The organism is Klenkia terrae (assembly GCF_900491935.1).
GTDB lineage: Bacteria > Actinomycetota > Actinomycetes > Mycobacteriales > Geodermatophilaceae > Klenkia > Klenkia terrae.
In genome coordinates this window covers 4,470,776-4,494,522 of the sequence record NZ_UEXK01000004.1, presented here as the reverse complement: position 1 = coordinate 4,494,522, position 23,747 = coordinate 4,470,776, and the positions used below count along the sequence as shown (strand labels likewise).

Annotated in this window: 22 protein-coding genes and 1 pseudogene; 2 read left to right on the top strand and 21 right to left on the bottom strand. The window is 73.7% G+C overall.

What is annotated here, in order from left to right; genetic code table 11:
- Positions 1-36 precede the first annotated feature (36 nt).
- The 3 genes from LFA75_RS22240 to LFA75_RS22230 all read right to left on the bottom strand — a co-directional run bounded on the left by LFA75_RS22240 (position 37) and on the right by LFA75_RS22230 (position 3,036).
- The gene (locus tag LFA75_RS22240; protein WP_225235757.1) at positions 37-2,154 is read right to left on the bottom strand and encodes an intein-containing Rv2578c family radical SAM protein; all 2,118 of its coding nucleotides are present in this window, start codon (positions 2,152-2,154) and stop codon (positions 37-39) included.
- Between the two features lie 67 nt (positions 2,155-2,221).
- Complete coding sequence (locus LFA75_RS22235) at positions 2,222-2,560, bottom strand: nuclear transport factor 2 family protein (RefSeq protein WP_225236108.1); 339 nt, start codon at positions 2,558-2,560, stop codon at positions 2,222-2,224.
- 5 nt (positions 2,561-2,565) lie between these two features.
- Positions 2,566-3,036: an Lrp/AsnC family transcriptional regulator gene (locus tag LFA75_RS22230; RefSeq protein ID WP_225235756.1), complete on the bottom strand. Its 471-nt coding sequence runs from the start codon at positions 3,034-3,036 to the stop codon at positions 2,566-2,568.
- 128 nt (positions 3,037-3,164) lie between these two features.
- Between LFA75_RS22230 and LFA75_RS22225 the strand changes: the two genes are divergently transcribed.
- Positions 3,165-4,085 carry a 5'-3' exonuclease gene (locus tag LFA75_RS22225; RefSeq protein ID WP_225236107.1) on the top strand — a complete coding sequence of 307 codons (921 nt, stop codon included), beginning with the start codon at positions 3,165-3,167 and terminating at the stop codon, positions 4,083-4,085.
- Positions 4,086-4,098: 13 nt separating this feature from the next.
- Here LFA75_RS22225 and LFA75_RS22220 read toward each other — a convergent pair whose 3' ends face one another.
- The 8 genes from LFA75_RS22220 to LFA75_RS22185 all read right to left on the bottom strand — a co-directional run bounded on the left by LFA75_RS22220 (position 4,099) and on the right by LFA75_RS22185 (position 12,597).
- Positions 4,099-5,178, bottom strand: coding sequence for a DUF4333 domain-containing protein (locus LFA75_RS22220; protein WP_225235755.1), 1,080 nt, complete (start codon positions 5,176-5,178; stop codon positions 4,099-4,101).
- Between the two features lie 133 nt (positions 5,179-5,311).
- Complete coding sequence (locus tag LFA75_RS22215; RefSeq protein WP_225235754.1) at positions 5,312-8,161, bottom strand: DEAD/DEAH box helicase; 2,850 nt, start codon at positions 8,159-8,161, stop codon at positions 5,312-5,314.
- Between the two features lie 42 nt (positions 8,162-8,203).
- A complete protein-coding gene (locus LFA75_RS22210; protein WP_225235753.1) occupies positions 8,204-9,115 on the bottom strand; it encodes a diacylglycerol kinase family protein in 912 nt (303 codons plus the stop codon).
- Positions 9,116-9,118: 3 nt separating this feature from the next.
- Entirely contained in the window at positions 9,119-10,042 is a 924-nt protein-coding gene (tatC, locus tag LFA75_RS22205; protein ID WP_225235752.1) for a twin-arginine translocase subunit TatC, read from the bottom strand.
- 19 nt (positions 10,043-10,061) lie between these two features.
- The gene (tatA, locus tag LFA75_RS22200; protein ID WP_225235751.1) at positions 10,062-10,376 is read right to left on the bottom strand and encodes a Sec-independent protein translocase subunit TatA; all 315 of its coding nucleotides are present in this window, start codon (positions 10,374-10,376) and stop codon (positions 10,062-10,064) included.
- Positions 10,377-10,416: 40 nt separating this feature from the next.
- On the bottom strand, positions 10,417-10,620 hold the full coding sequence (locus LFA75_RS22195) for a hypothetical protein (RefSeq protein ID WP_225235750.1): 204 nt from the start codon (positions 10,618-10,620) through the stop codon (positions 10,417-10,419).
- Between the two features lie 49 nt (positions 10,621-10,669).
- Positions 10,670-11,632, bottom strand: a complete 963-nt coding sequence (locus LFA75_RS22190; protein ID WP_225235749.1) for a helix-turn-helix transcriptional regulator — start codon at positions 11,630-11,632, stop codon at positions 10,670-10,672.
- The gene (locus LFA75_RS22185) at positions 11,629-12,597 is read right to left on the bottom strand and encodes a helix-turn-helix transcriptional regulator (RefSeq protein WP_225235748.1); all 969 of its coding nucleotides are present in this window, start codon (positions 12,595-12,597) and stop codon (positions 11,629-11,631) included. The genes LFA75_RS22190 and LFA75_RS22185 overlap by 4 nt, the downstream gene beginning before the upstream one ends.
- Positions 12,598-12,633: 36 nt before the next feature.
- Here LFA75_RS22185 and LFA75_RS22180 point away from each other — a divergent pair, with 36 nt between their 5' ends.
- Positions 12,634-13,761 (top strand): DUF3866 family protein, encoded by a 1,128-nt coding sequence (locus LFA75_RS22180; RefSeq protein WP_225235747.1) that lies wholly within the window; start codon positions 12,634-12,636, stop codon positions 13,759-13,761.
- Positions 13,762-13,776: 15 nt separating this feature from the next.
- Here the strand turns inward: LFA75_RS22180 and pafA are convergent, their stop codons facing one another.
- The 10 genes and pseudogenes from pafA to LFA75_RS22130 all read right to left on the bottom strand — a co-directional run bounded on the left by pafA (position 13,777) and on the right by LFA75_RS22130 (position 23,736).
- The gene (gene pafA, locus LFA75_RS22175) at positions 13,777-15,135 is read right to left on the bottom strand and encodes a Pup--protein ligase (RefSeq protein WP_225235746.1); all 1,359 of its coding nucleotides are present in this window, start codon (positions 15,133-15,135) and stop codon (positions 13,777-13,779) included.
- A 238-nt stretch (positions 15,136-15,373) separates the two neighbouring features.
- Positions 15,374-15,979: pseudogene (prcA, locus tag LFA75_RS22170) on the bottom strand (proteasome subunit alpha); the annotation flags it as partial.
- Between the two features lie 39 nt (positions 15,980-16,018).
- A complete protein-coding gene (gene prcB / locus LFA75_RS22165; RefSeq protein ID WP_225235745.1) occupies positions 16,019-16,867 on the bottom strand; it encodes a proteasome subunit beta in 849 nt (282 codons plus the stop codon).
- A complete protein-coding gene (locus tag LFA75_RS22160) occupies positions 16,864-17,553 on the bottom strand; it encodes an endonuclease VII domain-containing protein (RefSeq protein WP_225235744.1) in 690 nt (229 codons plus the stop codon). The genes prcB and LFA75_RS22160 overlap by 4 nt, the downstream gene beginning before the upstream one ends.
- Before the next feature lie 106 nt (positions 17,554-17,659).
- Positions 17,660-17,869: a ubiquitin-like protein Pup gene (locus LFA75_RS22155; protein ID WP_225235743.1), complete on the bottom strand. Its 210-nt coding sequence runs from the start codon at positions 17,867-17,869 to the stop codon at positions 17,660-17,662.
- Between the two features lie 71 nt (positions 17,870-17,940).
- Positions 17,941-18,474, bottom strand: coding sequence for a ribonuclease E inhibitor RraB (locus LFA75_RS22150; protein WP_225235742.1), 534 nt, complete (start codon positions 18,472-18,474; stop codon positions 17,941-17,943).
- A 2-nt stretch (positions 18,475-18,476) separates the two neighbouring features.
- Positions 18,477-19,982, bottom strand: coding sequence for a depupylase/deamidase Dop (gene dop / locus LFA75_RS22145; RefSeq protein WP_318250054.1), 1,506 nt, complete (start codon positions 19,980-19,982; stop codon positions 18,477-18,479).
- A 22-nt stretch (positions 19,983-20,004) separates the two neighbouring features.
- Entirely contained in the window at positions 20,005-20,832 is an 828-nt protein-coding gene (locus tag LFA75_RS22140) for a septum formation family protein (protein ID WP_263639410.1), read from the bottom strand.
- Positions 20,833-20,848: 16 nt separating this feature from the next.
- Positions 20,849-22,570, bottom strand: a complete 1,722-nt coding sequence (gene arc, locus LFA75_RS22135) for a proteasome ATPase (protein ID WP_225235741.1) — start codon at positions 22,568-22,570, stop codon at positions 20,849-20,851.
- A gap of 191 nt (positions 22,571-22,761) precedes the next feature.
- Positions 22,762-23,736 carry a tRNA (adenine-N1)-methyltransferase gene (locus tag LFA75_RS22130; RefSeq protein ID WP_225235740.1) on the bottom strand — a complete coding sequence of 325 codons (975 nt, stop codon included), beginning with the start codon at positions 23,734-23,736 and terminating at the stop codon, positions 22,762-22,764.
- Positions 23,737-23,747: the final 11 nt, after the last annotated feature.

The window sequence follows — 23,747 nt, the reverse complement described above, 5'->3', positions numbered from 1 at the left end:
GCCGGACCCTAACCGCCGGCGGCCCCGGATCCCCGGTCAGCACAGCGACAGCTGCTCGGGCCGGTCCACGGGCTCGACGACGACGGCCGGACCGGGCAGCGACCCGAACGGGAAGGACGCCGTCTCGTCGCCGGGCAGCCCGCCGATGCCGCGGGCCGCTCCCCCGCCGTGCCGGTCCAGCCCGTGGGCAGCCAGCAGCGGGGCGACCCGGGCCGACAGCCAGTCGCGGTACTCCGCGGGCAGGTAGGCACCGCGGCCGTAGAGCGACTTGTACCGGCTGACCAGCCGGGGGTGCTCCCGGGACAGCCACGCGGTGAACCACTCGCGGGCACCGGGCCGCAGGTGCAGCGGCACGACGGTGACCCCGGTGGCGCCGGCCGCGGCCACCGCCGCGATCGCCTTCTCCAGGTGCTCGCGCTGGTCGGTCAGCCCGGGCAGCACCGGGGCCAGGAAGACCCCGCAGGGCAGTCCGGCGTCCACGATCTGCCGGACCAGCTCCAGCCGCGCCCGCGGGGTGGGGACGCCGGGTTCCAGCGAGCGGTGCAGGTCGTCGTCCCAGATGGCCAGCGAGACGCCCATGCCGATCGGTACGTCCTTGCTCGCCGCGGCCAGCAGCGGCAGGTCGCGGCGGGCCAGCGTGCCCTTGGTGAGGATCGAGAACGGGGTGCCCGAGCGGGCCAGCGCCTCGATCACCCCCGGCATCAGCCGGTAGCGGCCCTCGGCCCGCTGGTAGGGGTCGGTGTTGGTGCCCAGCGCGACGTGCTCCCGCTTCCAGGACGGCCGGGAGAGCTCCCGGCGCAGCACGTCGGCGATGTTGGTCTTGACCACGATCTCCTGGTCGAAGTCCGCCCCGCTGTCCAGCTCGAGCCACTCGTGGGTCTTGCGGGCGAAGCAGTTGTGGCTCACGACGCCGTTGGCGATGAAGTCCCCGGTGCCCGTGGTGATGTCGTACATCGGCATCTCGACGCCGGTCGGCTCGACCGAGGCCACCCGGAGGTCGGCGTCGCTCGTGATGGCGATGCCGGCGACGGCGCACTTGCGCCGGATGGCCGGGTCGACCAGGTGGATGAACCGCATGTGCTCGCGGAGCCCTCCGCGGAGACGGACGTACTGCAACCCGCCCGGCCGGTGCCTGTCCTCGCGCACGGTGTCGAACCCGAAGGCCGAGAACGCCTCCTCGGTCCGGCTGAGCATCTCCTCGTCGCAGTTGGCGATCCTCAGGATGCCCGCGCTCCGGGAGCCCTCGGCGTCGAAGACGCCGGCGAGGAATCCTCGCCGCCACTCGTCGGTGAGCCGCTCCGGCCAGGCGACGAGCTCCGTGATCCGCTCGAAGTCACCCCGTCGCTGCGTCCGGATCGCGGTGATGGCCTGGCGCACCTCGGTCTGTGGGCTGAAGTCGAAGCGGTCGGTGCGGATGCCCTCCTCGGCCAGCATCTGCTGGGAGCGGTCCAGGGCCTCGACGTCGGCCAGGGCGAGCCGGAAGCGGTGCAGGACGCCGCGCTGGCCGTTGCGCCTGGTCGTCGCGTAGCGCTTGAGGTCGGCATCGCCCCGCACCATCCCGGTGAGGTATCCCCGCCGGTACCCGTCGGTGGCCTTGGGCGTCTCGGAGGTCTTCCCGAAGCCGAGCATCGAGTCGTTCGTCGTCAGGTGCGGCCGCCGGTCGCGGCCGGCTGTCGTCCCGGTGACGTGCTTCCAGCCGCGGCCGGTGAGGAACCGGTGATCGCCGCTGGCCACCAACTCGGTCCCGTCCTGGAGCCTCACCGTGTACCCGAGCTTCCGGGTGCTCCAGTGCGCCCGGACGTCGGTGGCGACGTAGCGACGGTAGGAGCCGACCACCTCGGTCCCGATGATCTGGTCCCCCACCCGCAGGTCGGCGATGCGGCGCGTACGCCCGTCCGCCATCAGCACCGCCGTGTCGCCCTCCAGGCAGTACACACACGCGTGCGAGCAGCCCCGGAAGGTGTTGACCGTGTAGGCGAACGGCATCGCGGAATCCTCGGGCACCTTGTTCAGCGCCGACTTCGCGCGGACCTCGTGCAGGGTCAGGCCGGGGAACTCCGGCACCTGCAGGCTGCGCAGCAGACCGGCCACCGTGGGCAGCCCGGGCAGCACCTCGGGCTCCACCAGGTCCAGCCGCTGGGCATCCCATCGCATGCACCCAGTCGAACACACGTTCGGCAGGCTGTCGATGTGCCGGGCCGGGCTGTGGACGAACTCCTGCTCAGGGTGGCGGCTCGCCGACGTCCAGCCGGCGGACCAGGCCGTCGTCCAGCGTCAGGGTGTGCAGCACGGTGGTGTCCGACAGCGGGTCCCCGTCGGCGTCGCGCACCACCTGGTGCACCGTCACGACCGCTGCCTGGTGGGTCTGCACCACGTGCAGCGGGACGACGGTGAACCGCACGTCCCGGCGCTGGTCGGCGAGGTGGCCGGCGACCGCGGCGGGGCCGCGCAGCCGACCGCCGGACCACGGCTCGGGCCAGTCCACCTGCGGGTGCAGCCGGGCCACCATCGCCGGCAGGTCGGCGGCCGACCAGTCGGCGTAGAACGCGGTGACGTCCAGGGAGCTCAGACCGGCGGCCGGTCCTCGTAGAAGGTGGTGAGCACGACCGTGGTCCGGGTGGTGACGTTGGCGGCGGCCCGGATCTCGGCGAGCAGGCCCTCCAGCGCGTCCGGGGAGGCCACCCGCACCTTGAGCATGTAGCTGTCGGGCCCGGCGACGGAGTGGCAGGCCTCGATCGCGGTGAGGTGCGCCAGCCGGGCGGGGGCGTCGTCGGGCTGGGCGACGTCGATGGGGGTGATCGAGACGAACGCGACCATCGGCAGGCCGACCGCCTTGGCCTCCACCCGCGCCGAGTACCCGGTGATGACCCCGCGCTGCTCGAGCCGGCGGACCCGCTGGTGCACCGCGGACACCGACAGGCCCACCTGGGTGGCCAGCTCGGTGTAGCTCGCCCGCCCGTCCCGGGCCAGCGCGGCCAGCAGGGCGCGGTCGACGTCGGCCCGGGGCTCGAGCTTGTCCAGCGGTTCGGCGGCCACCGGCTCAGCCCCCGAGGTCGGCGGGGACGGCGAGGTCGCTGGGGGTGCGCACAGGCGCAGACTAGCCAGGGACACCGACAGTTCCGCCCGGTCGTTGCCGGGCCGTTACCGTCCCGGACGTGACGACGATGCTCCTGGACGCGGCGAGCCTGTACTTCCGGGCCTTCTACGGCGTCCCCACCACGGTGACCGCACCCGACGGCCGGCCGATCAACGCCGTGCGCGGGTTCCTCGACATGTCCGCCCGGCTGGTCGTCGCGCACCGGCCCGACCGGTTCGTCGCCTGCTGGGACGACGACTGGCGCCCGGCCTTCCGGACCGACGCCGTGCCCTCCTACAAGGCGCACCGGCAGGCACCCGAGGGCGGCGAGGAGGTCCCCGACGAGCTCGGCCCGCAGGTGCCCGTGCTCATCGAGGTGCTCGCGGCCACCGGGCTGGCCCGGGTCGGGGCGCCGGGCTACGAGGCCGACGACGTCATCGGCACCCTGGCCACCCGCGCCCGCGGTCCGGTGGACATCGTCACCGGCGACCGCGACCTGTTCCAGCTGGTGGACGACGCCCGCGGCGTGCGGGTGCTGTACACCGCCCGCGGCGGCATCGGCGACCTCGACCTGGTCGACGAGGGCGCCGTCGCCGCCAAGTACGGCGTACCGGGCAAGGCCTACGCCGACTTCGCGGTGCTCCGCGGGGACCCCAGCGACGGCCTACCCGGCGTCAAGGGAGTCGGCGACAAGACCGCCGCGGCGCTGATCACCGCGTTCGGGTCGCTGGCCGGGATCCGGGAGGCGGTGGCCCACACCGCCGTCCCGAAGGCCCCGCTGACGGCGTCCGTGCTGCGCAAGCTGCACGAGTCGGCCGCCTACCTCGACGCCGCCCCGGCCGTCGTCGAGGTGGTCAAGGACATCGACATGCCGGCCGTGGACGGCGACCTGCCCCGCTCCCCCGCCGACCACGACGCGCTCGCCGAGCTGGCCGAGCGGCACGGCCTGCAGAACTCGATCGCCCGGCTGGGCGCGGCGCTGCAGTGGCCGGGCTACCTGGCCCCCTGAGCGGGGGCCTGCCTCACTCGGACCACTCGTAGGCGCCGTCGTCGTCGGTGACGCGGATGGTGATGGTGACGTCCTCGTCCTCGCCGGTGGTGCCCTCGCAGGTGTAGGTCGCCCCCGTCTCGACGGTCATGTCCTCGTCGCAGGTCAGGTCGACGGAGACGTTCTCGCGCTCCTCGAACTGGGCCGCCACGTCGCGCTGGACCGCCTGCGGGTCGAGGGTCTTGCTCCCCAGCACCATGGGCAGCACGATCGCCGCGGCGATCACCAGCAGACCGAGCACCACGAGCCCGACGATCAGACCGGTGCGCTTGGGCTTGGCCGGCCGCGCCGGCGGCTGGCCGAAGCCGCCGGGCTGGCCGTACTGCTGCCCCGCACCCGGCTGCCCGTACTGGCCGGGCTGCTGGCCGTACTGCTGCTGACCGGCCCCGCCCTGCCCGTACTGCCCCGCCTGCTGGCCGTACTGCTGGCCGGGACCGCCCTGACCGTACTGGCCGGGCTGCTGCTGACCGCCCTGGCCGTACTGGCCGGGCTGCTGGCCGTAGCCGGGCTGGCCGTAGGACGGCGAGCCGCCCTGCTGGCCGTACCCGCCGGCGCCGGGCTGGCCGTACTGCTGCTGGCCCCCCTGCTGGCCCCCTTGCTGGCCGTAGCCGCCCTGCCCGTACTGCTGGCCGGGCTGCTGGCCGTACTGCGGCTGACCGGCGGCGCCCTGGCCGTACAGCTGGCTCCCCTGCTGGCCGTAGCCGCCCTGCGGGGCCTGGCCCCAGGACGGCGACGCACCCTGCTGCTGGCCGGGCTGCGGGCTCGACGACGGCGGGGTCGGCTGGTCCTGCTCCGCGGCGGGCCGGGGCGTCGACTGCCCCCACGACCCGGCGGCGGGCTGCGCGTCGGCGCCCTGACCTCCGGCCTGCTGAGGACCTGCCTGCTGACCACTGGCCTGCTGCCCCCACCCGGAGCTGCCCGACGCGCCGGACCCGTCGGGCTGGCGCAGCGGGATCATCCGGGTGCTGTCGGCACCGGGAGCCGCGTCCGGACCGTCGGCACCCTGGGTGCGGTCGGGGTCCTGGTGGTCGCCACCCTGCGGCGGGATGGGCATCGGTGCTCCCTCGTCGTGGCGGGCCGGACCCCGGGGGTCCCGGCAGCGGGCCGCGCCGATTGTCCACCACCCCGGTCGACGGCCCCACTCGGAGCGCCGCCGCCGCGCCCGCGGCGTCCCCCGGCGATATCGCTCAGCCGCTCACCGCCACCGCGACGACACCGCGGCGGACCCGCTCGACCGCCGTCCGCGCCGTCCGGGCCAGCGCGCCGTCGGTGACCTTGGCCAGCTGGTCGAGCAGGTCGACCAGCTGGCGGGCCCAGCGGACGAAGTCACCGCCGGACAGCTCGGTGCCCACCCGCTCGGCCTCCGCCAGCACCCGGTCCAGCGACTGGCCCTCGGCCCAGCGGTAGGCCGCCTGCGCGAAGCCCAGGTCGAGGTCCCGGCTCGGGCGGACCCCGTGCGCGGTCTCCACCGCGTGCAGCTCGGCGTGCACCCGTCGCATGGCGACCAGGGCCGCGGACACCGGGCCCGAGGGCACCGCCGGCTGGCTGGGCGAATCCCGGCGCGCCTCGAACACCAGCGCGCTGGCGCAGGCCACGAGCCCGGGAGCGTCCAGGCCGGTGAACACCCCGGCCCGCAGGCACTCGGCGGTCAGCAGGTCGGCCTCGGACCAGATCCGGGACAGCTGCCGCCCGGCCGTGGTCACCACCGGCGCCTCGGCCGCCGGGTGCGGGCCGGGGCTGCTCTCGTCGGCCGCCGACGGCGCGTCCGGGCGCAGGTAGCCCAGCTCCTCCAGCACGTCGCAGGTGCGGTCGAACTGACGGGTCAGCGACCCGGTCCGCTCGGCGACCTGCGCCCGCACCCGCTCGGCGTCCCGGCGGGCGCTGAGCCACATCTGGGCGCTGCGGACCAGCTCCTCGCGGTCGGGCAGCTGGTGCACCGGGTGCCGGCGCAGGGCGTGCCGCAGGTCCACCAGCACCGGATCGTCGTCGGCGCCGGACCGGATCCGGGTCTTGCGGGCCCCCAGCCCCAGCTCGGCGCGGGTGTCGCGGAGCACCGCGGCCAGGTCGCGGCGGGCGTGCGGGCTGCGGTGGTTGAAGTTCTTGGGCACCCGGAGCCGGGCGAGGGCGTCCACCGGGCTCGGGAAGTCCAGCGGGCCCAGTCGGCCGGCCCACTTGTCCTCGGTGAGCACGAGCGGCCGGGGGTCGGCCAGCTCGGTGATGCCCGGGTCCAGGACGACGGCCAGCCCCTGCCGCCGTCCCGAGGGCACCCGGATGACGTCGCCCGGTCGCAGCGCCAGCAACGTCTCGGCGGCCTCCCGCCGGCGGCGGGCCTGGGTGTCCCGGGCCAGCTCCTTCTCCCGGTCGGCGATCTCGGCCCGCAGCCGGGCGTACCCGGCGACGTCGCCCTTCCCGGTGGGGACGGCGGCCTCGAGGCGGGCGGCGTCCTCCTCGCCGCGGGCGGCCTGCCGGGCCAGGCCGACCACGGACCGGTCGGTCTGGAACTGGGCGAAGGAGGAGGCGAGCAGCTCCCGGGCGTGCTCCCGGCCGTAGGAGCCGACCAGGTTGACCGCCATGTTGTAGCTGGGCCGGAACGACGAGCGCAGCGGGTACGTGCGGGTGCTGGCCAGGCCGGCGACCGCCGCGGGGTCCACGCCCGGTGCCCACACGACCGCGGCGTGCCCCTCGACGTCGATGCCGCGGCGACCGGCCCGGCCGGTGAGCTGGGTGTACTCCCCCGGCGTCACGTCGACGTGGGCCTCGCCGTTCCACTTGGTCAGCTTCTCCAGCACCACCGTGCGGGCGGGCATGTTGATGCCCAGCGCCAGCGTCTCGGTGGCGAACACGGCCTTGACCAGGCCGCGCACGAAGCACTCCTCGACGGCCTCCTTGAACGCGGGCACCAGGCCGGCGTGGTGGGCGGCCAGCCCGGCCAGCAGGCCCTCGCGCCACTCCCAGAAGCCGAGCACCTGCAGGTCGGCCTCGTGCAGCGCGCCGGTGTGCCGGTCCACCACCTCCGCGACGGCGGCCCGCTCGGCCTCGTCGGTGAGCCGCAGGCCGGACCGCAGGCACTGCTCGACCGCGGCGTCGCACCCCTTGCGGCTGAACACGAAGGTGATCGCCGGCAGCAGACCGGCGGCGTCCAGCCGGGCCAGCACCTCCGACCGGGCCGGCGGGGTGTAGCGGGGCCGGTGCTCGTAGCGGTCCTTGCTGCGCCGGGTGGCCCCGCCGTGCCAGGAGTCGAGTCGGCGCTCCTGCTCCTTCACGTAGCGCACGAGCTCGGGGTCGACGACCGCCGCGCCCCGCTCTCGCCGGGACAACTCGACGTCGCCGGACAGGTGCGCCCCCGGTCGCAGCGCGAACAGGTCGAACATCCGCCCGCCGACCAGCATGTGCTGCCACAGCGGGATCGGCCGCACCTCGCTGACCACGACCCGGGTGTCCCCGCGGACGGTGACCAGCCAGTCGGCGAACTCCTCCGCGTTGCTGACCGTCGCCGACAGCGACACCAGCGCCACGTCGTCCGGGAGGTGGATGATCACCTCCTCCCAGACCGCGCCGCGGAACCGGTCGGCCAGGTAGTGCACCTCGTCCATGACCACGTAGCCCAGCCCGCGCAGCGCCGGGGAGTCGGCGTAGAGCATGTTGCGCAGCACCTCGGTGGTCATCACGACCACGGGGGCGTCGCCGTTGACCGCGTTGTCCCCGGTCAGCAGGCCGACCTTGTCGGGGCCGTACCGGCCGACCAGGTCGGCGAACTTCTGGTTCGACAACGCCTTGATCGGGGTCGTGTAGAACGCCTTGCGGCCCTCGGCCAGCGCCTTGTGGACGGCGAACTCCCCCACCACCGTCTTGCCGGCCCCGGTGGGTGCGCAGACCAGCACGCCGGACCCGCCCTCCAGCGCCTCGCAGGCCTCCTGCTGGAACGGGTCGAGGGTGAACCCGAGGTCGAGCACGAAGTCCGACAGCAGCGGGAAGCGACCGCGGCGCCGGGACGCCGCGTACCGCTCGGCAGGGCTGAGGTCGCCGGTGTCGAGCATGCCTCCACCGTAGGAGGGCTGCGCCGGTCCTGCCGGGGGCCGTCAGCGGCGGCCGGTGCCCAGGACGGTGAGGGCGCCTGGCTCGACCGTGCTGCGCTGGGGCAGCGGCCCCACCGGCTCGCCGTCCGCCCAGGTGGTGAGCGCCTCGGCGTCCGCGCCGACCGGCTCGACCAGGAGCTCGCGGGCCCGGAGCACCTGGACGGCGGGGTGGCTGACGTGGGTGCCCGCGGCCAACCGCGGGCGGGTGCGGACCAGCTCGAGGCGGCTCACCGGACCGACGACGGTGATGTCCAGCCAGCCGTCGCCGGGGTCGGCCCCGGGGCAGATCCGCAGGCCGCCGCCGTACCAGGCGGTGTTGCCCACCGCGACGAGCGTGACCTCGTGCTCGGCGGGCACGCCGTCCAGGGTCAGCCGCACCCGGCGGGACCGCAGCCGGGCCAGCTCCACGGCGATCGCCAGGTCGTACCGGCGGGGACCCCGCGGCCAGCGGAGCCGGTTCACCCGGTCGCTGACCACCGAGTCGAACCCGCAACACAGCACGGTGGCCCACCACCGCTCCCCCGCCGCGCTGGTGCTGCGCGCCAGGTCGATCCGCCGCCCGCCGCCGGTCAGCAGGTCGTGCGCCGCGGCGTCGGCGGCGGCCAGCGGGTCGGCCGGGATGCCGAGGGCGAGCGCCAGGTCGTTGCCGGTGCCCGCGGGCAGCACGGCCAGCGGGGTGCCGCTGCCGGCCAGCCCCTGGACCGCGGCGTGCGCCACCCCGTCACCGCCCAGGGCCACCACGGCGTCGACGTCCTCCCGCACCGTGCGGACGGCGTCCTCAGCCGCCGTCCGGTCCGGGGCGACCAGCGGGTGGACCTGGACGCCGGCCGATGCCAACCGGGCGGTGACGGCGGCCGCGGCGGACCGGGCCCGCCCACGGCCGGCGGCCTCGTTGACCAGCAGTGCGACCTGCACGGATCAGAGGTCCGGGTCGTCCAGCGCCGACGGGCGGTCGTCCAGCGCGGACGGCCGGGCGTCCAGCGGGGACGCCGCGTCGTCGTCGAGCCCGGCGTACCCGGCCGTGCCGTCGCGGCGGGCCCGTCGCCTGTCCACCACCCGGGCGATCTGGATGGCCACCTCGAACAGCACGCACATCGGCAGGGCCATCAGCAGCATCGTGAACGGGTCCTGGGTGGGCGTGATGAACGCCGCGAACACGATGGTCAGGAAATAGATCCACCGGCGGGCCTTGGCCAGCGCGGCGTAGGAGAGCACCCCGACCAGGTTGAGCGCCACCGCCACCAGCGGGACCTCGAAGGAGACCCCGAAGGCCAGCAGGATCGAGATGACGAACCCGATGTAGTCCTGGGCGGTGAGGGCGATCGTGACGTTGTCCCCGGCCAGGCCCAGGAGCAGCGTGAGGCCCGCCTTGAGCGAGATGTAGGCCAGGGCGGACCCGAGGGCGAACAACAGGCTGGCGGCGACCACGAAGGTGACGCCGTACCGCTTCTCGTTCGACTTCAGACCCGGCGTCAGGAAGGCCCACACCTGCCACAGCCAGAACGGAGCCGACAGCACGACGCCGGCGATGAAGGCGATCTTCAGCCTGATCAGCGCGCCGCCGAAGACGTCGGTCACCAGCAGCGTGCAATCCGAGCCGGAGCCGGACTCCAGCCGGTTGTCGGCCGGGATCGAGCAGTACGGGGCCCGGATGAACTGGCCCAGGCCGTGGTCGTACCACCAGAAGGCGATGGCCGTGCCGATCAGCACGAACAGCAGCGCGATGCCGATCCGGTTGCGCAGCTCCTTGAGGTGACCGATCAGGCTCATCGTCGCCGCGTCGTCGCGCGGCGGTCGCTTCCGCCGCCGGACGCGCGGCCGGTCCGCCTCGGCGGTGCTCACGGTCGGGCGCCGGCGAGGATCAGCGGGTGCCGTCGAGCGGGGTGGTCCCCGTGCGACCGGCGTCGGCCCGGGCCCGCGCCTCGGCGGCCCGTGCCTCGGCCGCGCGCGCCTCGGCCTCGTAGTCCGGGGTCACCGGCTGGGACAGCTCACCGCGCGGGGTGGTGGTGGCGGGGTCCTTGGCACGGACGTCGTCGTCCTTCATGCCCTTCATCTCACCCTTGAAGATGCGCATCGACCGGCCCAGCGAGCGGGAGGCGTCGGGCAGCTTCTTGTAGCCGAACAGCAGCAGGATGGCCAGGATGATCAGGCCGATCTCGAGCGGGCCGAGGCTCATCGGGGTCCTCCGGGAGGGTCGGGCGGATTCGGGGTCGAGGCTACGCGTCCGGGGACTTCTGCCGGCTGGCCGCGGCGGCGGCCAGCGACGCCCGCAGCTGGGCGGCCACCGGGGCCACGTCGCGCTGCAGCGCCGCCATCTCGCGGGTCAGCCGGCCGGCCGCGCCCAGGAGCCCGAAGCCCAGGGCACCCAGGACGACGAGGGCCAGCACGACGACGACCCCGAGCACGATGAGCAGCAGCACGGCACGACCCTAGCCGGGGACACCGACGGAACGGCTGGGTGCGCCCTGTTCAGTCGCTGTAACGGGCCAGCGCGGCCCGTGCCGCGGCCGCGATCTCCTCGGCCAGCTCGGGCGGGTCCTCCACCCGGGCGGCGCCGCCGAGCGAGGCCACTAGGCGACGGGCCCACGCGGGGTCGGCGGTGCGCACGGAGACGGCGAGCCCGCCGGGCGGGTCGTCGACCGGGACGACCTCCTCGACCGGGAAGTAGTCGGCCACCCACCGGGCGCTGCGGTCGAGCCGGAGCCGGACCAGCGGCTGGTCGGCACCGGGCTGGTAGATGCCGTCGTCCAGGTCGCGCGGCCGGGCCTGCTCCGGCGGCGCCGAGGGCTCGTCGAGCACCGCGACGTCGTCCACCCGGTCCAGGCGGAACAGCCGGGTGTCCACGGCCTCGCGGCACCAGGCCTCCAGGTACCAGTGCCCGGCGACCAGGAGCAGCCGCATCGGGTCGACGGTCCGTTCGGTGTGCTGGTCCCGGCTGGGCACGTAGTAGTGCAGGTGCAGCGCGCGGCCGGCCTGCAGGGCCTCCCGGACGACGGCGAGGGTCTGCTCGCGGGCGTCGATGCTGACGGTCACCGCACCGGCCAGGTCGGCGGGCTGCCCGGCCGCGGCGGACACCTTGGCCAGGGCGCGGCTGACCGCGTCGGTCTCGGCCAGCCCGGGCACCTCCAGCAGCGCCCGCAGCGCCACCACCAGCGCGACCGCCTCGTCGGTGGCCAACCGCAGCGGTCGGACCAGCCCGGCGGTGTCGGTCACCCGGACCCGGTCGCCCTCGAAGGACAGGTCGACCAGGTCGCCGGGGCCGTGCCCGGGCAGCCCGCAGACCCACAGCAGCTCCAGGTCCTTGCGCAGCTGCGCCTCCGTCACGCCGAAGTCGCGGGCCGCGTCGGCCAGCAGCACCCCGCCGGGTCGGGCCTCGAGGTAGGGCAGCAGGGCCAGCAGCCGGGTCATCCGGTCCGTCGTCGGGGCGCTCATGCGCCCGCCGCCAGCCGGGTCAGCCGCTCGACGACGGCCGAGCGCAGCTCGGGCGGGGACTCCACCAGGACGTCGGCGCCGTGCGCGGCGATCTCGTCGGCCAGGGCCCAGAGCTCCGTGGTGCGCAGCTCCAGGCGGTCGTCGCCGGCGGCGTCCGGGCCGAGCGCGGCGGCCCGGCGGCGCAGGCCGACGGCGGTGCCCGGCCGCGCGGTGAGGACGACGACGTGCTCGGGCCGGCCGACCTGTCGGGCCACGACCGCGGCCAGGTCCAGCTCGCCCGGCGGGGTGAACGCGTCGACCGGGCCGCTCGCGCGCGGCGTGCCGGTGACCCGGGACAAGCGGAACACCCGGGTGCCCTCGCGGTCCAGGTCGTGGCCGACCAGGTACCAGCGGCCGTGCCAGGAGACGACGCCCCACGGCTGCACCCGACGGCGGACGCCGGTGTCCTCGTCCGGGCGGGTGTAGGTGAAGGTCAGCAGCCGCCGGTCGCGGGCGGCGGTGTAGCAGGCGTCGAAGGCGGGCTCGCCGCCGTCCAGCCGTGGCTGCAGCGGCAGCGCACCGGCGCCGTCCACGTCGACCCCGGCCGCGCGCAGCTTGACCAGCGCACCCTGCGCCGCCCCGCCCAGCTGCGCTGACTGCCACAGCCGCAGGGCCAGCCCGACCGCGGCGGCCTCGTCGCCGGTCAGGGTGATCTCGGGGAGCTCGTAGGCCGAGCGGGCGATCCGGTAGCCGTCGTCCAGGTCGAACGCGCTGGTGCGGCCGGTCTCCAGCGGGACGCCGAGCTCGCGCAGGTCGGCCTTGTCGCGCTCGAACATGCGCTTGAACGCCTCGTCGGCCCGCTCGGAACCGTCGGCGGGCTCGTACCCGGGCACGGTGCTGCGGATCTTCTCGGCGGTGACGAACTGCCGCGTGCCCAGCAGGGCGAAGACCAGGTTGACCAGTCTCTCCGCACGCTTGGCCGACACGGCTCCCAGGCTAGTGCGTCCCCTAGGTTGGGACCGGTGAGCAGCCCTCAGGTGCCCGAGTCCCGGATCCGCTGGCGGCGCGGGACGGTGACCGCGCTGGGCCGCACCTGGCGGGACTCCCTGGAGCTGCAGGTCGAGGTCCTCGGCGACGGGGAGCTGCGGGCGCTGGCCCACCCCTCGGTGGTCGGCACCCCGCAGGTCGGCGATGCGGTGCTGCTGAACACCACGGCCTGGGCACAGCGGCTGGGCACCGGTGGCTACGCGCTGGTCGTGGCCTTCCCGGGCCGGCTGCCGGCCGACCCGACCGGGCCCGGGCACCTGGTCAAGGGCCGGTACACCGGGCTGCAGGTGACCGTGCAGGGCGTCGACGAGCAGGAGACCCCGCACCACGCCGTCATCGCCGAGGCCGAGGACGTCGGCGGGATGCCGGTGGTGGTGGCCGACCTGCACTCCGCGCTGCCCGCCGTCCTCGCCGGCGTCCGGGCGACCGCGCCGGAGCTGCGGGTGGCCTACGTGATGACCGACGGCGGCGCGCTGCCCGCGGCCTTCTCCCGGACGCTGGACGGACTGGGTGCCTCGCTGGCCGGCGTGGTCACCGCGGGCCAGGCGTTCGGCGGCGACCTGGAGGCGGTCACCGTGCACACCGCCCTGCTGGCCGCCCGGCACGTGCTGGCCGCGGACGTCGCGGTCGTGGCGCAGGGCCCGGGCAACCTGGGCACCGGGACGCCCTGGGGCTTCTCCGGCGTCGCCGCCGGGGAGGCCTGCAACGCCGCGCACGTGCTGGGCGGCCGGTCGGTCGGTGCGCTGCGGATCTCCGACGCCGACCCGCGCCCCCGGCACCGCGGGGTGTCCCACCACTCGCTGACCGCGTTCGGCCGGGTGGCCCTGGCCGGGGTGACGCTGCCGGTGCCGGCCTCGGGTCTGTCACCCGAGCTGGCCCGCCAGGTCACCGAGGACCTGGCCGGGCAGCCCGACCGCAACCCTGTGGTCGAGGTCGAGGTCGAGGGTCTGGACGACGCGCTGCGCGCCTCCCCGGTCGGGCTGTCGACCATGGGGCGTGGCCTGGACGCCGACCACGCCTACTTCCTCGCTGCGGCCTGCGCCGGCCGGTACGCCGCCGGGCTGGTCGAACGTCCTGACCGCCTGACCGGGTCGATCGGGTGACCCGACCGACCCGCGTCACATCGAGTTGATGAGCTTCTCGACCCGCTCGTCGACGGACTTGAACGGGTCCTTGCACAGCACGGTGCGCTGGGCCTGGTCGTTGAGCTTGAGGTGCACCCAGTCGACGGTGAAGTCGCGTCGCTTGTCCTGCGCCTTGCGGATGAACTCACCGCGCAGCTTGGCCCGGGTGGTCTGCGGCGGCACGTTCTTCGCCTCGAAGACGCGGGGGTCGTGGGTGACCCGGTCGACCTGCCCGGCCCGCTCGAGCAGGTAGTAGAGGCCCCGACCGCGGCGGATGTCGTGGTAGGCCAGGTCGAGCTGAGCGATCCGCGGGGCGGACAGCGACATGTCGTGCTTGGCCCGGTACCGCTCGATGAGCGACTGCTTGATCGCCCAGTCGACCTCGCGGTCGATCAGGGAGTGGTCCCCGGTGTCGACGGCCTTGAGGGTGCGGCCCCACAGCTCGAGCATCTGCCGGTGCACCGGGCCGAGGCCCTCGCGGTCCACGTACTCGGCGGCCCGGTCGTGGTACTCGGTCTGGATCTCCAGGGCCGACATCTCGCGGCCGCTGGACAGCCGGACCTTGCGCCGGCCGGTGAGGTCGTGGCTGATCTCGCGGATCGCCCGGATCGGGTTCTCCAACGTCATGTCCCGGATCGGGACGCCGTCCTCGATCATCCGCAGCACCAGGTCGGTGATGGCCACCTTGAGCAGCGTGGTCGTCTCGCTCATGTTCGAGTCGCCGACGATGACGTGCAGCCGGCGGTAGCGCTCGGCGTCGGCGTGCGGCTCGTCGCGGGTGTTGATGATCGGCCGGGACCGGGTGGTCGCCGAGGAGACGCCCTCCCAGATGTGCTCGGCCCGCTGGCTGACGCAGTAGACCGCCCCGCGCGGGGTCTGCAGCACCTTGCCGGCGCCGCAGACGATCTGCCGGGTGACCAGGAACGGGATGAGCACGTCGGCCAGCCGGGAGAACTCGCCCTGCCGGCCGACCAGGTAGTTCTCGTGGCAGCCGTAGCTGTTGCCGGCGGAGTCGGTGTTGTTCTTGAACAGGTAGATGTCGCCGTTGACGCCCTCGTCGGCCAGCCGCTGCTCGGCGTCGATCAGCAGGCCCTCGAGGATCCGCTCACCGGCCTTGTCGTGGACCACGAGCTCGGTGAGGTCGTCGCACTCGGCGGTGGCGTACTCGGGGTGGCTGCCCACGTCGAGGTACAGCCGGGCGCCGTTGCGCAGGAACACGTTGGAGCTCCGGCCCCAGGACACCACCCGGCGGAAGAGGTAGCGCGCGACCTCGTCGGGCGACAGCCGGCGCTGGCCCTCGAAGGTGCACGTGACGCCGTACTCGGTCTCGATGCCGAAGATCCTGCGGTCCACGATCCGAGCCTAGGCCGATGTTCCGGGCGCCGCGTCGGGATCGCCGGCCGTCCCGCCCGCGGTGTCCGGTACATCGGCCTAGGCTCGGATCGTGGACCGCAGGATCTTCGGCATCGAGACCNCCGTCGCCCTCGGCGGCATCGGGGGTTGTCTCGGCTGCGGGCGCTGCGTCGTCGGCCAGGAGGGCGCGCAGGGCCGCGCCCGTGACCCGGCGGAACGTCCGCTTGGGCCGCACGCGGTCGAGGACGGCGACCTCCAGCTGCTCCGCCGGCAGCGTCGTGTGCGCGCCGCCGTTGGCCTGGGTGGAGGCGCTGACCGCCGACAGGGCAGCGACACCGACCGCCAGGGCCTCGCGCAGCGGCAGGCCGGACCGGAAGTTCTCCCGCAGGTGGGTGGTGACCGCCTCGGCCTGGCCGCCCATCACCACGAAGTCCGGCTCGTCGACCACGGAGCCGTCGAAGGTTAGCCGGTAGAGCTGGTCGGCCTCGGCGGTCGTGCCGACCTCGGCCACGCACAGCTCGACCTCGAAGGGCTTCATCTGCTCGGTGAAGATGGAGCCGAGGGTCTGGGCATAGGCGTTGGCCACCACCCGGCCGGTCACGTCGCGCCGGTTGTAGGAGTAGCCGCGGACGTCGGCCAGCCGGACGCCGGCCACCCGCAGGCTCTCGAACTCCGAGTACCGGCCGACGGCGGCGAAGCCGATCCGGTCGTAGATCTCGCCGACCTTGTGCAGCGTGGAGCTGGGGTTCTCGGCGATGAGCAGGACGCCGTCCGCGCAGGTGAGCACGGCGACGCTGCGACCGCGGGAGATGCCCTTGCGGGCGTACTCCGAGCGGTCGCGCATGACCTGCTCGGCGGAGGCGTAGTAGGGCATGGTCATGGCTCAGGCCTCCCGGTTCGCGGCGCCGGCGGACCGGTCGGCGGTGATGGAGGCGGCGATCTCGGCGACCTCGTCGTCGGTCAGCCGGACCGCGCCCTCGGCGTCGATCCGGTACAGGATCGGGTAGAGGCGGCGGACGCTGTCCGGTCCCCCGGTGGCGGAGTCGTCGTCGGCGGCGTCGTAGAGCGCCTCGACGAGGCTGCGGGTGGCGGCGTCGGCGGACAGCCCGGGCCGCCAGGTCTTCTTCAGCGAGCTGCGGGCGAACAGCGAGCCGGAGCCCACGGAGGCGTACCCGCGCTCCTCGTAGTTCCCGCCGGTGACGTCGTAGCTGAAGATGCGGCCAGGGCTGACGCCCTCGGCGGCGTCCAGGTCGTAGCCGGCGAACAGCGGGACCACGGCGAGGCCCTGCATGGCCGCGCCAAGGTTGCCGCGGATCATCGCGGCCAGCCGGTTGGCCTTGCCGTCGAGGGACAGCACCATCCCCTCGATCTTCTCGTAGTGCTCGAGCTCGACCTGGTACAGCCGGACCATCTCGATCGCGATGCCGGCCGCGCCGGCGATGCCGATGACCGACCAGGAGTCGGCGGCGTAGACCTTCTCGATGTCCCGGCTGGAGATCAGGTTGCCCATCGTGGCCCGCCGGTCACCGCCCATCAGGACGCCGCCGTCGAAGGTGGCCGCGACGATCGTGGTGCCGTGCGGGGCCATGTCGCCCATCGGGACCGCGGGCACCGGCCGGCGGCCGGGAAGCAGGTCGGGGGCCACGGTCCCGAGGAAGTCGGTGAACGATGACCCCACGCGGTCCAGGTAGGCGGGGGTGAACCCGCTCCGTCCGGCGATCTGATCGCTCACCCGTGCGCCTCCTCCGCCGGCCCGTGCGGGCCGGACCGATGCTCTGCGGCCTGCCCCGGTGCGGGGCGGTCCGTCCGTCGCCGACCGGGTCGTGGACCCCGTCGGTCTCGTCGCTCCGACCCTAGTCGCGGCGTCGTGGTGCAGCCCGCCGCCGGGGGCTGCTCCCCCGCGCCCGGACCGACCGCGTGCTTCTTCAGGTAGTCGACGGCGGCCAGCAGCACGGCCGGGTCGTCGCGGAACTGGCCGAGTCCGCCGTTGCAGTTGAAGCACAGCAGCTCGCGGACCGCGTTCGTGGCGTGGTCGTGGTCCACGTGCGCCGCCGGGGCCACGCGGCAGATCGCGCACAGCCCGCCCTGGGCCGCGAGCATCGCGTCGGCCTCGACCGCGGTGATCCCGTACCTGCGCTTCAGGTGGTAGGTGCGGGATCCTCCGACCTTGTCCAGGCTTGCCTGACCGCGAACACCGTGGCACGGCTTGCAGTACGAGTACCGCCCGGTCGTGGTCCGTGCCGATCGTGGGAACTCATCGAGGGGCTTCACCTCGCTGCAGTCAGGGCACCACTTGTGCCCGGCCGGTACGTCGACGCCGACTGCGTGACGGCGCCGAGGAGGTCCTTCTCTTGCCCGGCGGGCGGCCAGGTGCCGTTCCTGTGCATGCCGTCTGCAGTAGAACGCCAGCCCGTCCATCTGCGCCCTGTTCCGGGTGAACTCCGACGTCGGCCGCAGCTCACCGCAGTCCGGGCAATGCTTGGCGTCTGCCACCTTGACCCGCCGAGATGCGGAACGAAACCGTCTACTCCCCCCCTTTTTGTACGTACGAGCGAACAAATTCCTCGGCGTTGGACTCGAGGACGCCGTCGATCTCGTCGAGGATCGAGTCGACGTCCTCGCTCATCTGCTCGCGGCGCTCGGTGCCCTCCGCGTCGACGGAGGCCTCGACCTCGTCGGTCTCCTCGCGCGACCGGGTCGCCTTCTGCTGCCCGCCGGTGTCCCTGGTGGCCATCTGATCCTCCAGCTCGAGTGCGTCGTCGTGCCCTGCTGCGCAAGCTACCCGGACGGTATGACAGGAACCGCTCAGGCTTCCCAGCCGCCGAGGTGACCGGCGTGCGCGTCGGCGAGGGCGTGCAGCCCGGCGATCCGGGCGTCGAAGGCAGGGGACATCGGCGGCTCGACCACCCGGACGGTCACCTGCCACTGCACGTCGCCCACCCACCGGTCGGCGTCCGCGGGGACCGGCCCCTCGACCTCGTCGCCGGCCCGGCGCGCGGCACCCGCGGCGAACGCGTCGGCCTGCTCGCGGGTCGTGAAGCCCACCAGGTGCCGGGTCTCCCCGGACACCTCGGGCTGCGTCCCGCCCGACCGCAGCCGGCCGGCCAGGTCGTCCAGGGCCAGCAGCAGCTCGGCGGGGGTGGCCCCGGGCGCCAGCAGGCCCGCGGTGGCCAGGTGCCGGGACAGCGAGGTGGTCAGCTGCACCGGCAGGTCCCCCGACAGCAGGTGCACCTGCAGGGCCGAGAGCACCCGCACCAGGGCGCCGACGTCCTCGGGGCGGACCGTCCGCGTGCTGGCGCGCCGGGGCCGTCGCGGGACCGGGGCCTCCGGCGACGCCACCGTCAGCTCCCCGTAATGGTGTCGACCAGCTCCTGGGCGCTGCCGACCCGGTCGAACAGGGCACCGACGTGCTCCCGGGTCCCCCGCAGCGGCTCCATCGTGGGCACCCGCACCAGGTTCTCCCGGCCGAGGTCGAACACCACCGAGTCCCACGACGCGGCGGCCACCTGCGCGGGGTACCGGCGCAGGCACTCCCCGCGGAAGTAGGCGCGGGTGTCCGACGGCGGGGTGGTCATCGCCGCGGTCACCTCGTCCTCGGTGACCAGGCGCTGCATCGAGCCGCGGGCGACCAGGCGCTGGTACAGGCCCTTGTCGGGCCGGATGTCGGAGTACTGCAGGTCGACCAGGGCCAGCCGCGCGTCGCCCCACTCGAGCCCGTCGCGCTTCCGGTAGCCCTGCAGCAGTCGGAGCTTGGCCGGCCAGTCCAGGCGGTCGGCGCAGCGCATCGGGTCGATCGCCAGGTCGTCGAGCACCTCGCCCCACTTGGCCAGCACGTCGTGGGTCTGCGGGTCCTGGTCGCCGGTCCGGGCGACGTAGGCCCGGGCCTGGGCCAGGAAGTCCTGCTGCATCTCCAGCGCGGTGAGCCGCCGGCCGTCCCGCAGGCGCAGCCGGTGGGTCAGGGTCGCGTCGTGGCTGACCGCCTGCAGCTCGGCGACCGGCTCCTCGACGGCGAGGTCCGACGTCAGGGCCTTGGCCTCGATCATGGCCAGGACCAGCGACGTCGTCCCCACCTTCAGGTAGGTCGACCACTCGGCGAGGTTCGCGTCGCCGATGATCACGTGCAGCCGGCGGTACTCCTCCGGGGTGGCGTGCGGCTCGTCGCGGGTGTTGATGATCGGCCGCTTCAGCGTGGTCTCCAGACCCACCTCGACCTCGAAGAAGTCCGCGCGCTGGGACAGCTGGAAGCCCTGCGTCCGCCCGTCGGTGCCGATGCCGACCCGACCGGCGCCGGCGAACACCTGGCGGGTCACGAAGAAGGGCACCAAGCCCCGGATGATGTCCAGGAACGGCGTCCGGCGGTCCATCAGGTAGTTCTCGTGCGCCCCGTAGGACTGGCCCTTGCCGTCGGTGTTGTTCTTGTAGAGCTGGATCGGCACGCTGCCGGGCACACGGGCGGCCCGGATGGACGCCTCGGCCATCACCCGCTCCCCTGCCTTGTCCCACAGCACGATGTCGCGCGGGCTGGTGACCTCGGGCGTCGAGTACTCCGGGTGCGCGTGGTCCACGTACAGCCGCGCCCCGTTGGTGAGGACGACGTTGGCCATCCCCGGGTCCTCGTCGGGGTCGTTGTGGTCCAGCGCCCGGGCCGGCGACAGGTCGAACCCTCGGGCGTCGCGCAGCGGGTTCTCCTCCTCGAAGTCCCAGCGCGGACGACGACGCGCCGCGGCCTCGGCCGGTGCCCAGGCGTTCACCACCTGGCTGGACAAGGTGGTGGGGTTCGCCCCCGGCTGCCCCGGCACCGAGATGCCGTACTCCAACTCGGTGCCCATGACCCGCCGCACGCTCATGCGGCAACCATATGAGGACGCATCAATCCCGGAAGCTGGTGTCGGTCGTGCCGCCGGCCGCGGGCACCAGGACGCAGGTGGCGAAGGGGTAGCCCTCCCAGTCGTCGGCGTCCTCGGTGGTGATGTCCACGGCCACGTCGGCCGGCAGCGGCCCGTCCAGGTAGTCGACCGCGTTCGGCAGGCACTGCGCCGCGATCGGGGCCCGCGCGGCCTGGTCGGCCGGGAACGGGGTGCCCTCGGGGACGTCGGGCGAGCCGGAGATCTGCTCGGCCCAGTGCGGTTCGGAGCAGGCGACCACGTCGTTGTCCTGGGCATCGCCGGTCAGGCAGGCGCGGTAGGGCGCGGTCTCGCCGGACCGCAGGGCCCCGGCCATCCGCCCGGGTGCCGGCTCGGGCTCCAGGTACCCGTAGGTGACGTCGCAGGCCACCCAGCGCGCACCGAGGGCCCACTGCTCCTCGGTCGGCAGCACCTTCGTGTAGCTGGCGTACGCCTGGTCCCCGATCCGTCCCTGCAGGTAGTCCTGCACGGTGTCGTAGCTGCAGACCTCGTCCCAGACGTCGCCGAGGTAGCCGTCGTCGATGCCGTCCTCGGTCGGGTACTCCGCCTCCAGCGGCAGGCCCGTGTCCTGCACCAGTGCGGTCTCCCCGGTGTGCTCCTCGTCGCACCCGACGACCGGCGGGATCTCCAGCGGTGAGTAGGAGTTCTCGATGTCGTGGCAGGTGCCGACCGCCGGGGCGTCGACCAGGGGGTCGTCCCCCGGCGTCGGCGCGGCCACCGACGCCGGGCTGGCGGTGCCGTCGACGACCGACGTGCACCCCGCCAGCAGGAGGGCGGCCCCGACCGCCAGCACCGCCCTCCGCACCGGACTACAGGTACTGACCGGTGTTGGTCGCCGTGTCGATCGCCCGGCCCGACTCGCTGCCCTTGCCGCTGATGAGCGTGCGGATGTAGACGATCCGCTCGCCCTTCTTGCCCGAGATCCGGGCCCAGTCGTCGGGGTTGGTCGTGTTCGGGAGGTCCTCGTTCTCCTTGAACTCGTCCACGCAGGCCGCCATGAGGTGCCCGACCCGCAGCCCGTGCCCACCGGTCTCCAGGTGGTCCTTGATGGCCATCTTCTTGGCGCGGTCGACGATGTTCTGCAGCATGGCGCCGGAGTTGAAGTCCTTGAAGTACAGGACCTCCTTGTCCCCGTTGGCGTAGGTCACCTCGAGGAAGCGGTTCTCCTCGGTCTCGGTGTACATCCGCTCGACGGTGGACTGGATCATCCCGGCGATGGTCGCCTCGCGGCTGCCGCCGTGCTCGGCCAGGTCGTCGCTGTGGATGGGCAGCGTCGTGGTCAGGTACTTGGTGAAGATGTCCCGCGCGGCCTCGGCGTCCGGCCGCTCGATCTTGATCTTCACGTCGAGCCGGCCCGGCCGCAGGATCGCCGGGTCGATCATGTCCTCGCGGTTGGAGGCGCCGATGACGATGACGTTCTCCAGGCCCTCGACGCCGTCGATCTCGCTGAGCAGCTGCGGGACGATCGTGGACTCCACGTCGGAGCTCACCCCGGTGCCGCGGGTGCGGAAGATCGAGTCCATCTCGTCGAAGAACACGATGACGGGAGCGCCCTCGCTGGCCTTCTCGCGGGCCCGCTGGAAGACCAGCCGGATGTGCCGCTCGGTCTCCCCCACGTACTTGTTCAGCAGCTCGGGGCCCTTGATGTTGAGGAAGTAGGACCGCGCGCGGGTCGCCTCCTCGGCACCGTGGGCGACGGCGATCTGCTTGGCCAGGGAGTTGGCGACCGCCTTGGCGATCAGCGTCTTGCCGCACCCGGGCGGGCCGTACAGCAGGATGCCCTTGGGGGGGCGCAGCTCGTAGGTCTTGAACAGGTCCTTGTGCAGGAACGGCATCTCGACGGCGTCCCGGATCTGCTCGATCTGCCGGGACAGGCCACCGATGTCGCCGTAGTCGATGTCGGGGACCTCCTCGAGGATGAGCTCCTCGACCTCGCTCTTCGGGATCCGCTCGTAGACGAAGCCCGACCGGGGCTCCAGCAGCAGCGAGTCACCGCTGCGCAGCTTCTGGTCGGTCAGGGAGTCCGCGAGCTGGACGATGCGCTCCTCGTCGGTGTGCCCGACGACCAGCGCGCGGTGCGGCTGGCCCTCGATCGGCTCCAGCAGCTCCTTCAGGGTCACCACGTCGCCGGACCGCTCGAAGCCGCGGGCCTCCACGACGTTCATCGCCTCGTTGAGCATGAGCTCCTGGCCGTACTGCAGCGACTCGCCGTCGACCGCCGGGGAGACCGACACCCGCAGCTTGCGGCCACCGGTGAACACGTCGACCGTGCCGTCCTCGAAGCGGCCGAGGAACACGCCGTAGCCCGACGGGGGCTGGCCGAGCCGGTCGATCTCCTCCTTGAGCTGGACGAGCTGGTCACGGGCACCCCGCAGGGTGTCGGTCAGCTTGTCGTTGCGCTCGGAGAGGAAGGCCACCCGGCCCTCGGCCTCCGCCACCCGCTCCTCCAGCGCCCGCACCTGGCGGGGGCTGTCGGACACCTTGCGCCGCAGGAGGCCGATCTCCTCCTCGAGGTAGCTGATCTGGCTCACCAGCGAGGCGACGTCACGCTCACGTCGCGCTCGGAACTCGTCAGGGCCGAGAGAACCCACCACGCACCTCCGCACACGTCAGGGGGCTTCCGTCGCGCCACTGTATCCACGCCGTACGACAGCGCGCCGCGCTCGCGGGGGCCGGGCGTGACGAGTGCGCGACGCCCCGCCCCACCCGTCCCGCCGGCCGCTCAGATGCGGCGGGCCTTCCGGGCCCGCAGCGGGGCGACCGTGCCCTCGGCCAGCCGCCGGCAGGTGACCAGGAACGCGGTGTGGGCGACCATGCGGTGCTCGGGGCGCACCGCCAGGCCGACGGCGTGCCACGGGCGCAGGAGCGACTCCCACGAGTACGGCTCGGTCCAGACCGCCTGCTCGCGGAGGGCCTCGACGTAGGTCGACAGCTGGGTGACCGTGGCCACGTAGCCCACCAGCACGCCGCCGGGGCGCAGCGCGGCGGCCACCGTGGGGAGCACCGCCCAGGGCTCCAGCATGTCCAGCACCACCCGGTCGACGGTCTCGGTGGCCGGGTGCTGGTCGAGGTCGCCCAGCCGCAGCGACCAGTTCTCCGGCACCTCCTTGAGGAAGGTCTGCACGTTGGCCCGGGCGACGTCGGCGAAGTCCTCGCGGCGCTCGTAGCTGGTGAGCGTGCCGGTGGTGCCGATCGCCCGGAGCAGCGAGCAGGACAGCGCGCCCGACCCGGCGCCGGCCTCGAGCACCCGCATCCCGGGGCCGATGTCGCCGAAGCCGACGATCTGCGCGGCGTCCTTGGGGTAGATGACCTGGGCACCGCGCGGCATCGACAGCACGAAGTCCGCCAGCAGCGGCCGGAACGCCAGGTAGCCGGTGTTGTTGGTCGAGTGCACGACCGACCCCTCGGGGGCCCCGATGAGGCTGTCGTGCTCGATGGCACCGCGGTGGGTGTGGAACTGCTTGCCCGGCTCCAGGACGACGGTGTGCATGTTGCCCTTGGGGTCGGTCAACTGGACCCGGTCGCCGACGACGAAGGCACCGTCGACCGGAGTGCCGACCGGAGTGCCGACCGGGGCGTCGGCAGGGGCCTCCGCAGGCGCGTCGACAGCAGCCTCGACAGGGCCGTCGACGGGGCCGTCCGGGGTGCCGGGGGTCGTCGGGTTCTCGGGGACGGCATCGCCGGGCTGGGGTTCCACGGGCGCCGAGC

Excerpts from the sequence above, each read along its gene's own strand:
- LFA75_RS22240 (WP_225235757.1), bottom strand. The coding sequence starts at position 2,154 with ATGCGATGGGATGCCCAGCGGCTGGACCTGGTGGAGCCCGAGGTGCTG.
- LFA75_RS22225 (WP_225236107.1), top strand. The coding sequence starts at position 3,165 with ATGCTCCTGGACGCGGCGAGCCTGTACTTCCGGGCCTTCTACGGCGTC.
- LFA75_RS22220 (WP_225235755.1), bottom strand. The coding sequence starts at position 5,178 with ATGCCCATCCCGCCGCAGGGTGGCGACCACCAGGACCCCGACCGCACC.
- LFA75_RS22215 (WP_225235754.1), bottom strand. The coding sequence starts at position 8,161 with ATGCTCGACACCGGCGACCTCAGCCCTGCCGAGCGGTACGCGGCGTCC.
- tatA (WP_225235751.1), bottom strand. The coding sequence starts at position 10,376 with ATGAGCCTCGGCCCGCTCGAGATCGGCCTGATCATCCTGGCCATCCTG.
- LFA75_RS22190 (WP_225235749.1), bottom strand. The coding sequence starts at position 11,632 with ATGAGCGCCCCGACGACGGACCGGATGACCCGGCTGCTGGCCCTGCTG.
- LFA75_RS22160 (WP_225235744.1), bottom strand. The coding sequence starts at position 17,553 with ATGGACGGGCTGGCGTTCTACTGCAGACGGCATGCACAGGAACGGCAC.
- LFA75_RS22155 (WP_225235743.1), bottom strand. The coding sequence starts at position 17,869 with ATGGCCACCAGGGACACCGGCGGGCAGCAGAAGGCGACCCGGTCGCGC.
- dop (WP_318250054.1), bottom strand. The coding sequence starts at position 19,982 with ATGAGCGTGCGGCGGGTCATGGGCACCGAGTTGGAGTACGGCATCTCG.